Consider the following 11,807-nt stretch of genomic DNA (forward strand, 5'->3'; position numbering starts at 1 on the left):
TCACTTCTCCTTGCTGCGCTCCTTCTTGGCAATGGTGTGAGCGACGAACCAGGCAAGGACGGCCACGCCCAGGCCAATCGCTAGGGCGATCAGCAATCGCTCGTGACGGACCAAGGCCTGGCCGACGATGCGCTCCGCGCCCAGCCCGAACGCATAGCCGATGGTGGTGAACAATCCGGCCCAGACCATCGATGAAATGGCGTTGAGAATGACAAAGCGCGTCACGGCAATGCCGGACAGTCCGGCCGCGATACCGCCGACAAGGCGCAGGCCGTAAATGAAACGGTTCGTCAGCACGAAAATGTCGGGATGGGTGGAGACAAGACGATAGGCGTGGCTGAAACCCGGCCGGCCCTTCAGTTTGACCACGAACGGATGGTCGGCGAAGCTTCGTCCGAGGATGAAGAAAAAGCTGTCGCCGGCAAAAGCGCCGACGGCGGCCGCCAGAAACGCCTGCCACAGGACGAAAACGTGCTGATGCGCGAAAAACCCGCCGAGGAGGGCGGCACTTTCGCCCTCGGCGACACAGCCCATGAAGACGGCAATCAGCCCGTATTGCTCGATGAGATTATGGATGGCATCCGTCATGAGCGCGTCCGCTGCTTCGACAGGATCTCGTCGATCCGCTTCACCTGTTCGGCCAGCTGCGCAATCTCGTCGCGCATGCCAACGATCTGGCTGTGGCGCAGTTCGTCCAGCTTCTCATGCAGCGCCATGATCTCGATCTCGGCCTTGAGATTGACCTCGTAGTCGTGGGCGGCGTCGATGCGGTCGCGCTCGGCCTGGCGGTTCTGCGCCATCATGATCACCGGCGCCTGCAGTGCAGCGACCATCGACAGGATAAGGTTGAGGAAGATGAAGGGATAGGGATCGAAGGCGTCGCGCGACAGAAGCCAGGCATTGCCTGACGTCCACAGGATCAGGAAGGCGATGAAGGCCAGGATGAAGGACCACGAACCGCCGATCCGGGCGATGGTGTCGGCGAGGCGGTCGCCAAACGTCTGGTGAAAAGCGACGGCCTTGTTGGTGTCCTTCGCGATCGTGGTGCGTTCGAGCGTGCTTTGCAGCACCTGGCTCTCGACCTGGCTTAGGCCATCCGGCCTTCGCCTCAGCCAGCGGTTTGCCAGATCTTCGATCGTCTTGTTCATTGTCGCCTCCGTCGTCAGCGTCCGCATAGACCTAGAGGCTGCCGGTTCGCGCGGGAAGTGGTAGATTGACGCGACAGGGTGAGGAAACAATGATGGATTTTCAGAAAATCCGCGCCCGCGCGGCCAAACGCAAGGGCGGGGAAGCGGTGCTGGCATCGCTGCTGGGGCCGATGCCCGACAATGCCGCGGTGGCTGACATTAGCGATGACCGCATCCTGTCGACGATGGCCGAGCGTGTTTTTGCCGCCGGTTTCGTCTGGCGCGTCATCGAGCAGAAATGGCCGGGTTTCGAACAAGCGTTTCTCGGCTTCGAGCCGAAGCGGCTGTTGTTCCAGCCTGACGATTTCTGGCACGAGCTGACAGCCGACGAGCGCATCGTGCGCAATCCGCAGAAGATCAAGGCGGTTCGCGACAACGCGGCTTTCGTTGAGCGTGTCTCGAAGGAGCACGGCGGCTTTGGCAGGTTCCTCGCCGACTGGCCAGAAGACGACCAGGTTGGACTGATGGCCTATCTCGGCAAGCATGGCAGCCGGCTCGGCGGCAATACCGGCCAGTATTTTTTGAGGTGGCTGGAGTGGGACGCCTTCATCATCTCAGGCGACATGGCGGCCGCACTGCGCGGCGCCGGCCTGGACATCGCCGAACACCCGACATCGAAGCGCGATCTCGACAAGATCCAGAACCAGATCAATGCCTGGGCGGCGGATACCGGGCTACCGCGCCGGCATATTTCGCGCATCCTGGCGATGTCGATCGGCGAAAACCACTCGCCGCAGGCTCTGCGCGAATTTATGGGCGAATAAGACGCGATCGGAATCGGCGGTCCGATCGGTCTGACACGAATGACCTATGTCATTCGGTCGATCCGACACGATTGACATTCGTCGATGGTCGACACGAATGACCTGTGTCATTCGTTCTGGGGTGGTCCAAGCAAACGCCATTGCCCGGCGAATTCTGTCGCGCTAAGTCAGCAGGCATGACCGACAAGACCGCTTCCGACATATTGCGCATCGCCGTCGCCCAGCTCAATCCGACGGTTGGCGACGTCGCCGGCAATCTCGCCAAGGCGCGCGAGGCGAGGGCGGATGCCGCTCGCCAGGGCGCCGACATCGTGCTGTTCACCGAGCTTTTCCTTGCTGGGTATCCGCCCGAAGACCTGGTGCTGAAACCGGCGTTCCTGAAGGCCTGCGAGCGGGCGGCGCAGGATTTCGCTCGCGATACTGCCGATGGCGGGCCTGGCTTCATTATTGGCACCCCGCTGAAGCGCAAGAGCGGCACGCACAATTCGATCATCTTTGCCGATGGCGGCAAGATCCTTGCCGAGCGCTACAAGCTCGATCTGCCGAACTACGGCGAATTCGACGAGAAGCGCGTCTTCCAGGCCGGCCCAGAAATCCAGGGGCCGGTCAATTTCCGCGGCGTGCGCCTGGGAATTCCGATCTGCGAAGACATCTGGGGCGATGTCGGCGTCTGCGAGACGCTGGCCGAAAGCGGCGCGGAAATCCTGCTGGTGCCGAACGGCTCGCCCTATTATCGCGGCAAGGTCGATGTCCGCCACCAAATTGTCATCCGCCAGGTCATCGAATGCGGATTGCCGATCATCTACGCCAACCAGCTTGGCGGCCAGGACGAGCTGATCTTCGACGGCGCGTCGTTTGCCATAGGTTCTGACAAGACGCTGGCCTTCCAGATGAGCCAGTTCGAGGAAACGGTCAACGTCACCACCTGGAAGCGCAACCGCGCCGCCGCAGGCGCGCAAAATAGAAATAACGCCGCGGCAGGCGCGCAACTTGGAAATGGTCCTGATGGCTGGGTCTGCTCCGAAGGACCGATGTCAAAAATCCCGGAAAAGGAGGAGGCCGATTACCGCGCCTGCATGCTGGGCCTGCGCGACTACGTCAACAAGAACGGTTTCAGGAATGTCGTGCTCGGTCTTTCCGGCGGCATCGATTCGGCGATCTGCGCAGCACTTGCCGTCGATGCGCTCGGCGAGGAGCGGCTGCGCGCCGTGATGATGCCCTACCGCTACACCTCGAAGGACTCGCTCAAAGACGCCGAGGATTGCGCCCGTGCGCTCGGCTGCCGCTATGACATCGTGCCGATCTTCGAGCCGGTCGAGGGATTCCTGCATACGCTGACACAGCTTTTCGAGGGCACCAAGGAAGGCATCACCGAGGAAAACCTGCAGAGCCGCGCGCGCGGCACCATTTTGATGGCGATCTCCAACAAGTTCGGCTCGATGGTGGTCACCACCGGCAACAAGAGCGAGATGTCGGTCGGCTACGCCACGCTCTACGGCGACATGAATGGCGGCTTCAACCCGATAAAAGACCTCTACAAGATGCAGGTCTATGCGCTGGCGCGCTGGCGCAATACGCATGTGCCGCCGGGTGCGCTGGGCCCATCTGGCGAGGTGATCCCGAACAACATCATCGACAAGGCGCCGTCGGCGGAACTGCGCGAGAACCAGACGGATCAGGATTCGCTGCCGCCCTATCCGGTGCTGGACGACATATTGGAGTGTCTGGTCGAGAACGAGATGGGTGTCGACGAGATCGTCGCCCGCGGCCACGACCGGGCAACGGTGACGCGCATCGAGCACCTGCTCTACATCGCCGAATACAAGCGCCGGCAGGCAGCGCCGGGCGTGAAGATCACCAAAAAGAATTTCGGCCGCGACCGCCGTTATCCCATCACCAACCGGTTCAGGGACGGCGGATAGATCGCCGTTTTTTGCTGCTATGAAAATGGCTGCCGCGAGGAAGTGCACAACCCGCGATTGTTGCAAAATCGCCTCACCAGTTGGACCAGATGCACTTTTGGCCTTCCATTGACTTGGCGCGGCGTTGACGCGACTCTATAAACGCCTTTCCGCGATCCCTACGCATCGGCCTGAAAATCGGAATCGATTTTCGGAAAGCACGATGCGCCGATTCAAATGTTAGAGCGTACTTTGTGCGTCCGAATGGACGCACGTCGCTCTAATGGGAGGACCGAATGCCAGGATTTGACATCGTTATGCGAGGCCGCGAAGCCTAGGTCTCAGAGGGCGCGCCGGAAGGTTTTTCAGCTTCACGGCCAGGCAATCTGACAGCAGGCATTCGTCGATGCCGGTCGCCGCCCGTATTCGGGCGAGCCGCCAATATGCCGAACCTTCCGCATTCCTGGGCACTAATTCGCCCAACGCGGTTTTCTCAGGTTCGACCTTACCGGGACCGGGCTCGTTTGCGCCCGAATGACATCATGGCTCGTTTTCAGATCGATTTGCGCGCCGGCGCCTTTCGCAGCGTCCTTGGCTTCACGCTCAGTCATTGGCGGCGCCAGCCGTGGCGGCTTTCGCTCATCATGGGCACATTCCTGCTGTCGACCTTGGCCGACGTGCTGACGCCGCTCTATTCCGGCCGGCTGGTCGACGCCGTCGCCAGCAGTGCTGCGGCCGACGACGTCGCCTGGAATGCGGCGATGGCGGCCTTTTCGATGCTGGTGGCGCTGGCGCTCACCGGTGTCGTGCTGCGCAACCTCGCCTTCATGGCCATCGTCGAACTGACCCTGAAGATGATGGCGGATATCGCCGCCGACGCCTTCCACCGCGTCCAGCGCTTCTCCACCGACTGGCACGCCAACAGCTTCGCCGGATCGACCGTGCGCAAGATAACCCGCGGCATGTGGGCGCTCGACCTGCTCAACGACACGATCCTGATCGCGCTGCTGCCGTCGGTCGTCATGCTCGTCGGTTCGACGCTGCTGCTCGGCTGGTTCTGGCCGCTGATGGGTGCTGTCGTCGCCGCAGGTTCGGTGCTGTTCATCGCGGTGACGGCGCTGCTGTCGCTTGGCTATGTCGCGCCTGCCGCAAGGCTTGCCAATGCATGGGACACGCGCCTGGGCGGCTCGCTGGCCGATGCGGTGAGCTGCAACGCCGTGGTCAAGGGTTTTGGCGCCGAGGAACGCGAGGAAACGCGCCTTGCCAAAGTCGTTGCCAGATGGCGCGCCCGCACGCGCCGCACCTGGGTGCGCGGCACCGTCAACGGCACCACGCAAGGATCGATGCTGCTGCTTCTGCGAACAGCGGTGGTAGGTTTCTCCCTGCTTTTGTGGTCGTGGGGGCAGGCGAGCGCCGGCGACGTCACCTTCGTGCTGACCTCGTTCTTTGTGCTGCAAGGCTATCTGCGCGATATCGGCACGCACATCCGCAATTTGCAGCGCTCGATCAACGACATGGAGGAACTGGTCGACTTCCAGTCCGAGCCGCTCGGCATCGAGGATGTGCCCGGCGCCAGGCCGATCCGCATCACCGACGGCCGCATCAGCTTCGACAACGTCACCTTCCATTACGGCAGCCACCGACTGCCGCTGTACCGCGACTTCTCGGTGGACATCGCGCCGGGGGAACGCGTCGGGCTGGTCGGCCATTCGGGCTCGGGCAAGACGACCTTCGTCAAGCTGATCCAGCGGCTTTACGACGTGAACGCGGGAACGATCCTGATCGACGGCCAGGACATTTCCGGGGTGGCGCAGGCATCACTGCGCGGGCAGATCGCCATCGTCCAGCAGGAGCCGATCCTGTTCCACCGGTCGCTGGCCGAAAACATCGCCTACGCCCGGCCGAGCGCGACGCAGGCCGAGATCGAGCATGCGGCACGGCTGGCAAGCGCGCACGACTTCATCGTCGATCTGCCGAAAAGCTATGGCACGCTGGTCGGCGAGCGCGGCGTGAAATTGTCGGGCGGCGAACGCCAGCGGGTGGCGATCGCGCGGGCTTTCCTCGCCGATGCGCGGATCCTCATTCTGGACGAGGCGACGTCGAGCCTCGATTCGGAATCGGAGGTGCTGATCCAGCAGGCGATGGAGCGGTTGATGGTCGGCCGCACGACGCTGGTCATCGCGCACCGGCTTTCGACGGTGCGAGCGCTGGACAGGCTTCTGGTGTTCGATCGCGGCCGCATCGTCGAGGAGGGCTCACATGGTCAGCTGATCCGGCTGCAAGGCGGCATCTACCGCCGGCTGTTCGAGCGCCAGGCGCTCGAATTGACCAAGGGGCTGGCGATCTGACGACTTGCAGCGCCGCGCGCGTCCAACAACTTTGAATCTGCGCATCGTGCTTTCCGCACATCGGTTCCGATTTTCGGGCCGATGCGTTAGAGCGACGTGCGTCCACTTGGACGCACAAAGTACGCTCTAACAACTTGAATCTGCGTATCGTGCTTTCCGAAAATCGGTTCCGATTTTCGGGCCGATGCGCTAAACGCGCGCGCTGCCGCCTTTTCATCGCCTTCGTCATGTCTTATGTCTGCGGCCAAGCGCGGGGGCGTGTCTTGTCAACAGCAAAACCATCCGGTACGCCCCATTCATGACAGTTACCGTCCGTTTCGCCCCATCACCCACCGGCCGCATTCATATCGGCAATGCGCGCACTGCGCTGTTCAACTGGCTGTTCGCCATGAACAACAAGGGCCGCTTCATCCAGCGCTTCGACGACACCGACGTCGCGCGCTCGACGCAGGAATTCTCCGACGCCATCCTCTACGACCTGCATTGGCTTGGCATCTTTCCGGACGCCACGGAATACCAGTCACGGCGCTTCGAGTTCTACGATGCGGCGGTGGAGAAATTGAAGGCGGCGCGCCTTCTCTATGCTTGCTACGAAACACCGGAAGAGCTCGATCTCAGGCGAAAGGTGCGCCGCACGCGCGGCCTGCCGCCGGTCTACGGTCGCGAGGCGCTGACGCTGACGGCTGAGCAGGTCGCCGAATACCAGGCCGATGGCCGCCGGCCGCATTGGCGCTTTCTCCTGCCCAATTTCACCAGCGATCCGCTGCAGCCGGAGCGCACCGAAATCCACTGGAACGATCTGGTGCGGGGCGAGGAAACCGTCGACCTAGCCTCGCTTTCCGACCCGGTTCTCATGCGCGAGGACGGCACCTATCTCTATACTCTGCCTTCGGTGGTCGACGACATCGAGATGGGGATCAGCCATGTCATCCGCGGCGACGACCACGTCACCAATACCGGCGTGCAGTTGGCCTTGTTCCAGGCGCTGGGTGCCGAGCCGCCGGTGTTCGGCCACCACAATCTGTTGACCACCGCATCGGGCGAGGGCCTGTCGAAGCGGAGCGGCGGGCTGTCCATCGAAAGCCTGCGCGAGACCGGCATCGAGCCGATGGCCGTCGCCTCGCTGGCGGTGCTCGTCGGCACCTCGGAAAACGTCGTCGCGGTGCAGACGATGGCTGAGCTTGCCGAGCGCTTCGATCCGGCGGCGACATCGAAATCCCCGGCCAAATTCGATCCGCACGAGCTCTTCGTGCTCAATCGCACGCTGCTGCACCATATGCCGTTTTCCGAGGCGCGCGACCGGCTGATCGTGCTCGGCATTTCCGGCGAACAGGCGGAGCCCTTCTGGCTGGCGGTGCGCGGCAATCTCGACAGGCTGGCCGATGCAGCAATCTGGTGGCGCACACTTCGCGACGGCCCGCAGGAGCAGCCGGACTTTTCCGACCCCGACCGCGAGTTCCTTCGCCAGGCGTTCGACCTTTTGCCGGAAGACCCCTGGAATGGGTCGGTGTGGAAGGAGTGGACCGGCAGGATCAGGGAAGCAACCGGCCGCAAGGGCAAAGCGCTGTTCACGCCGCTCAGGCTGGCGCTTACGGGCCAGCCTTCGGGGCCGGAGCTTGCAGATCTGTTGCCGCTGCTGGGCCGGGAAGGAACGTTGGCCCGACGACCCTGACCTTGCGCTGTTCCGGTGGCGGCAAGGTCGTCGGCGAGGGTTTTGCGGCGGGGCGCTCGATGGCTTCGCGATCGAGCCGGCCTTCGCCATTGGCCAAACTCTCGGGGTCGGCGGGGGCAGCCTGTTCCGGGCCTGGCGGGTTGCCGGCAATGATCTCGAAATTTCGCGCGGCGTTGCAGCCGCAGGCCGGCGGACGCGCGGGTTGCTTGTAGAGATAGGCGGTCGGCAGCTCGCTGTAGGGCCTGCCGGTTACCGAAGACGTCATGCCGCCCGAGTCGTCGCCGAAGCCGCGCGCATAAAACACCTGCATCTCGGTGCCGGGGCAACTCGAATCGCAGTTCTTCTGGTCGCGCTCGAAATCGCCCAGCGAGGCGGCGTTCGACATCGGGAAGAAATAGCCGTCGCAGGTGCGCACGCACATGGTGCGGAATTCGCCGTGCGGCTGGCCCATGTCGTCGGCGAGCATGGTGCGGATGTCGCGCGGACCCACAGCTTGATCGGGCTCTTCAGGCCGGTCGGGCGCGCCGGGTTCAATTGCGTCGCTGCCCAAAAGCTGGTCGAGCAAGTTTTTCTCGCCGGTTCCACGGCTGACGTCGCGGCCCGTTGCCGGCTTTGGCAGCGCCGCATCGTCGCGGCAGCCATTGGCGTCGAGCGAAGCCAATATGCGTGCGCGATTGCGGCGCGAGCCGCCGCCGGCGAGTTCAGCGCGCTTGGCCTGCAAGCTGTCGAGATTGGCTGCCATGCGATCGATGGTGGCGTCGAGTGTGGCGCATGCGTTGGCGTTGCGGCGCGACAGCGAAAAGCCGCAGCCGGCGCGGCTGGATTGGCTGACGGCCTTTGAAATCTGCTGGCGCTGCCGCACGATTGCAGCATCGTATTTCCTCAGCAGGGCCGGCTTGGTGCCGCCACCGCGCGAAGCGGCCGCGAGATCGGCTTCCAGCTGCCGGCAAACACCGGATGCGGCCTGCGGCTGGATGACGGCAAAGCCTGACAATGCCAGGGCACCGAGCAGTGCTGCGGCGCGCGTCAGCTTTAGCGGTTTCTCGCCCCGGTCGTTGGCGCTGCCCCTCACCTGCCTGCCGGCATCCTCTCCCCGTATAGGGACGGGGAGAGCGGCGCTCTTGTCACCGGTTTCGCCAATCACCGGCGTCGCAGGCAGGGGGCCGAGTCTGCGGCCAGGGCGATGAGGGGCGGCGCCGCCTTTGACAGTTGATGCGGCGGCATGCGTCAGCTTCCACCTCGCGCCCATCCGGAACTCCGCTTGCCTCGTCGGTTGCGAAGGTTACCGCGTCTGCGGTTAACTGTTCATTTAGCTTACCGCGAAAGGCCGGTTTCGCCCAGACTTACGACCGCCTGCGCCTTGTGGGCCGCTTCGACCACCGCGAGCGCCGTCATGTTGACGACGCCGCGTGACGTCACCGACGGCGTCAATATATGCGCCGGCCTGTCGGTGCCGAGCAGGATCGGCCCGACATGCAGTGCGTCCATCATCGCGCGTAGCGCGGTGAGCGTGATGTTCGCCGAATCGAGATTGGGGAAGACCAGCAGATTGGCTTCGCCCTTCAGCCGCGAATGCGGATAGACCCGCTGGCGCAGCGGCTCCGACAGAGCCGAGTCGGCATGCATCTCGCCGTCGCATTGCAGGTCCGGCGCGATGCGCGCCAGGATCGCCGCTGCCTGCCGCATCTTGAGCGCGCTTGGCGAGTCGCGTGAGCCGAAATCCGAATGCGACAGCAGGGCGGCCTTGGGCTCGATGCCGAAGCGCTGGATTTCCTCGGCCGCCAGCACCGTCATCTCGGCGATCTCCTCGGCGGTCGGATCGACGGTGACATGGGTGTCGGTGAGGAAAATGATGCCGCGCTGCGAGATCAGCATGGAAAGCGTCGACAGGTCGTGATCCTTGATGCCGGCGCGCGGGCCGATGATCAGGGTGACATTGCGCAAATGCCGCTCGAAACGTCCTTCCAGGCCGCAGACCATGGCGTCGGCGTCGCCCCGCTTGAGGGCAAGTGCGGCGATCACCGTGTTGTCGGTGCGCACCATCGTGCGCGCGGCCTCCGTCGTGACGCCACGCCGGCCGGCGAGCTCGATCAAAAGGTCGACATAGTGGCGATAACGCGGATCGTCCTCGGGATTGATCAGGCCGAAATCGACGCCCGGCTTGATGCGCAGCCCGTAGCGTTTCAGCCTGACTTCGATGACATGCGGGCGGCCGATCAGGATCGGCTCGGCGATGCCTTCCTCCAGCACCACCTGGGCGGCGCGCAGCACGCGCTCGTCCTCGCCGTCGGCATAGATGACGCGCTTGGCGCTCGACGTCTTGGCCATCGTGAACACCGGCTTCATGACCAGGCCGGAGCGGAAGACGAAGCGGTTGAGCGTGTCGATATAGGCGGCAAAGTCGGTGATCGGCCGTGTCGCGACGCCGGTGTCGCAGGCGGCCTTGGCCACCGCCGGCGCGATGCGCAGGATCAGCCTGGGGTCGAACGGCGAGGGGATCAGGAAATCGGGCCCGAAGATCGGCGTTTCGCCGGAATAGGCGCGGGCGGCGACGTCAGACGGTTCCTCGCGGGCTAGGGCTGCGATCGCCCGCACCGCAGCCATCTTCATCTCTTCGTTGATGGCGCTGGCGCCGCAGTCCAGGGCACCACGGAAAATGTAAGGAAAACAGAGTACGTTGTTGACCTGGTTGGGAAAATCGGAACGGCCGGTGCAGATCATCGCGTCGGGTCGCGCCGCCCGTGCCGCTTCCGGCATGATCTCGGGGTTGGGGTTGGCCAAGGCCAGGATCAGCGGTTTTGGCGCCATGTGCTGGAGCAGTTCCGGTTTCAGCACGCCGGCGGCCGAAAGACCCAGGAACACGTCGGCGCCGGGCAGCACATCGGCCAGCGTGCGCGCCTCGGTGTCCTTCACATAGGGGTCCTTCCAGCGGTCCATCTCGTCGACGCGGCCCTTGTAGGCGACGCCGAAACGATCGGTGACCCAGATGTTTTCGATGCGCGCGCCCAGCAAAACCAGCAAGTTGAGGCAGGCGAGGGCCGCTGCCCCGGCGCCGGAGGTGACGATCTTGATGTCGGAGATCGTCTTGCCGGCAAATTCCAGCCCGTTGAGCACGGCGGCGGCGACGATGATCGCGGTGCCGTGCTGGTCGTCGTGGAAGACCGGTATGGCCATGCGCGCCTTCAGCCGTTCCTCGACCTCAAAACATTCGGGCGCCTTGATGTCCTCGAGGTTGATGCCGCCGAAGGTCGGCTCCAGCGCCGAGATCGTCTCGACCATCCGCTCGATGTCAGGCGCGTCGATCTCGATGTCGAAGACGTCGATGCCGGCGAATTTCTTGAACAGCACCGCCTTGCCTTCCATCACCGGCTTGGAGGCCAGCGGGCCGATATTGCCGAGGCCGAGCACCGCCGTACCATTGGAGACGACGCCAACCAGATTGGCCCGCGCCGTGTAGTCGGCGGCGGCCGCCGGATTGTCGCGGATTTCCAGACAGGGCGCCGCCACGCCCGGCGAATAGGCAAGCGCCAGGTCGCGCTGGTTGCCGAGCGGTTTTGTTGCCTGGATTTCAAGCTTTCCAGGGCGTGGGTGCTTGTGGAAATAGAGGGCGGCTTCGTCGAGGTCCGACCGGGCTGCTTTTTTGTTTTCGCCTTCCATGCCGGCCGCTCCTCAGTTCAGTCCATTTGCTGTTTTGAGTCTCTTAGCATGCAGCCGTGGCTTTTCGAGAGGTGATATGTCGCAAAGTGCGGCCTTTGGCTTCGCATCGCGGTCCGGCCTGTGTGTCTGCCATTGAAATGTTGGGATGACGGGCGGGGTGCTGTGACGAGCTACGCCGACATCCCAGTTTGAATGTCTGCAACGGGTGGATAGTGTTGAAGAAGTCGGCGATGAAGCCGTGGATCCACTCGCACCGAAGCGTCTTGATTAAGGTCGAC

General features: G+C 63.4%; 8 protein-coding genes. 4 read left to right on the forward strand and 4 right to left on the reverse strand.

What is annotated here, in order from left to right; genetic code table 11:
* Both AC0L15_RS29130 and AC0L15_RS29135 read right to left on the reverse strand, forming a co-directional pair.
* Entirely contained in the window at positions 1-588 is a 588-nt protein-coding gene (locus AC0L15_RS29130; protein ID WP_287247848.1) for a DedA family protein, read from the reverse strand.
* On the reverse strand, positions 585-1,148 hold the full coding sequence (locus tag AC0L15_RS29135) for a DUF1003 domain-containing protein (protein ID WP_287247846.1): 564 nt from the start codon (positions 1,146-1,148) through the stop codon (positions 585-587). The genes AC0L15_RS29130 and AC0L15_RS29135 overlap by 4 nt, the downstream gene beginning before the upstream one ends.
* A gap of 89 nt (positions 1,149-1,237) precedes the next feature.
* Here AC0L15_RS29135 and AC0L15_RS29140 point away from each other — a divergent pair, with 89 nt between their 5' ends.
* The 4 genes from AC0L15_RS29140 to gltX all read left to right on the forward strand — a co-directional run bounded on the left by AC0L15_RS29140 (position 1,238) and on the right by gltX (position 7,872).
* The gene (locus AC0L15_RS29140; protein WP_287247845.1) at positions 1,238-1,951 is read left to right on the forward strand and encodes a DNA-3-methyladenine glycosylase I; all 714 of its coding nucleotides are present in this window, start codon (positions 1,238-1,240) and stop codon (positions 1,949-1,951) included.
* Between the two features lie 176 nt (positions 1,952-2,127).
* Positions 2,128-3,873 (forward strand): NAD+ synthase, encoded by a 1,746-nt coding sequence (locus tag AC0L15_RS29145; RefSeq protein WP_287247844.1) that lies wholly within the window; start codon positions 2,128-2,130, stop codon positions 3,871-3,873.
* A gap of 521 nt (positions 3,874-4,394) precedes the next feature.
* Positions 4,395-6,200 carry an ABC transporter ATP-binding protein gene (locus AC0L15_RS29150; RefSeq protein ID WP_473497920.1) on the forward strand — a complete coding sequence of 602 codons (1,806 nt, stop codon included), beginning with the start codon at positions 4,395-4,397 and terminating at the stop codon, positions 6,198-6,200.
* 298 nt (positions 6,201-6,498) lie between these two features.
* Positions 6,499-7,872 carry a glutamate--tRNA ligase gene (gltX, locus tag AC0L15_RS29155; RefSeq protein ID WP_287247840.1) on the forward strand — a complete coding sequence of 458 codons (1,374 nt, stop codon included), beginning with the start codon at positions 6,499-6,501 and terminating at the stop codon, positions 7,870-7,872.
* On the opposite strand, the gene AC0L15_RS29160 is transcribed toward gltX, so the two are convergent.
* Together AC0L15_RS29160 and AC0L15_RS29165 are read right to left on the reverse strand one after the other, a co-directional pair.
* Positions 7,790-9,121 carry a DUF2865 domain-containing protein gene (locus tag AC0L15_RS29160; RefSeq protein WP_473497922.1) on the reverse strand — a complete coding sequence of 444 codons (1,332 nt, stop codon included), beginning with the start codon at positions 9,119-9,121 and terminating at the stop codon, positions 7,790-7,792. The two genes, gltX and AC0L15_RS29160, sit on opposite strands and share 83 nt — an antisense overlap.
* Before the next feature lie 65 nt (positions 9,122-9,186).
* Positions 9,187-11,529: an NADP-dependent malic enzyme gene (locus AC0L15_RS29165; RefSeq protein WP_287247838.1), complete on the reverse strand. Its 2,343-nt coding sequence runs from the start codon at positions 11,527-11,529 to the stop codon at positions 9,187-9,189.
* Positions 11,530-11,807 lie beyond the last annotated feature (278 nt).

It is taken from the genome of Mesorhizobium sp. WSM4846, from assembly GCF_055811415.1.

What these genes read in the sequence shown, in the direction of transcription:
- AC0L15_RS29130 (WP_287247848.1), bottom strand. Translation starts at nt 588, where the DNA reads ATGACGGATGCCATCCATAATCTCATCGAGCAATACGGGCTGATTGCC.
- AC0L15_RS29135 (WP_287247846.1), bottom strand. Translation starts at nt 1,148, where the DNA reads ATGAACAAGACGATCGAAGATCTGGCAAACCGCTGGCTGAGGCGAAGG.
- AC0L15_RS29140 (WP_287247845.1), top strand. Translation starts at nt 1,238, where the DNA reads ATGATGGATTTTCAGAAAATCCGCGCCCGCGCGGCCAAACGCAAGGGC.
- AC0L15_RS29145 (WP_287247844.1), top strand. Translation starts at nt 2,128, where the DNA reads ATGACCGACAAGACCGCTTCCGACATATTGCGCATCGCCGTCGCCCAG.
- AC0L15_RS29150 (WP_473497920.1), top strand. Translation starts at nt 4,395, where the DNA reads ATGGCTCGTTTTCAGATCGATTTGCGCGCCGGCGCCTTTCGCAGCGTC.
- gltX (WP_287247840.1), top strand. Translation starts at nt 6,499, where the DNA reads ATGACAGTTACCGTCCGTTTCGCCCCATCACCCACCGGCCGCATTCAT.
- AC0L15_RS29160 (WP_473497922.1), bottom strand. Translation starts at nt 9,121, where the DNA reads ATGGGCGCGAGGTGGAAGCTGACGCATGCCGCCGCATCAACTGTCAAA.
- AC0L15_RS29165 (WP_287247838.1), bottom strand. Translation starts at nt 11,529, where the DNA reads ATGGAAGGCGAAAACAAAAAAGCAGCCCGGTCGGACCTCGACGAAGCC.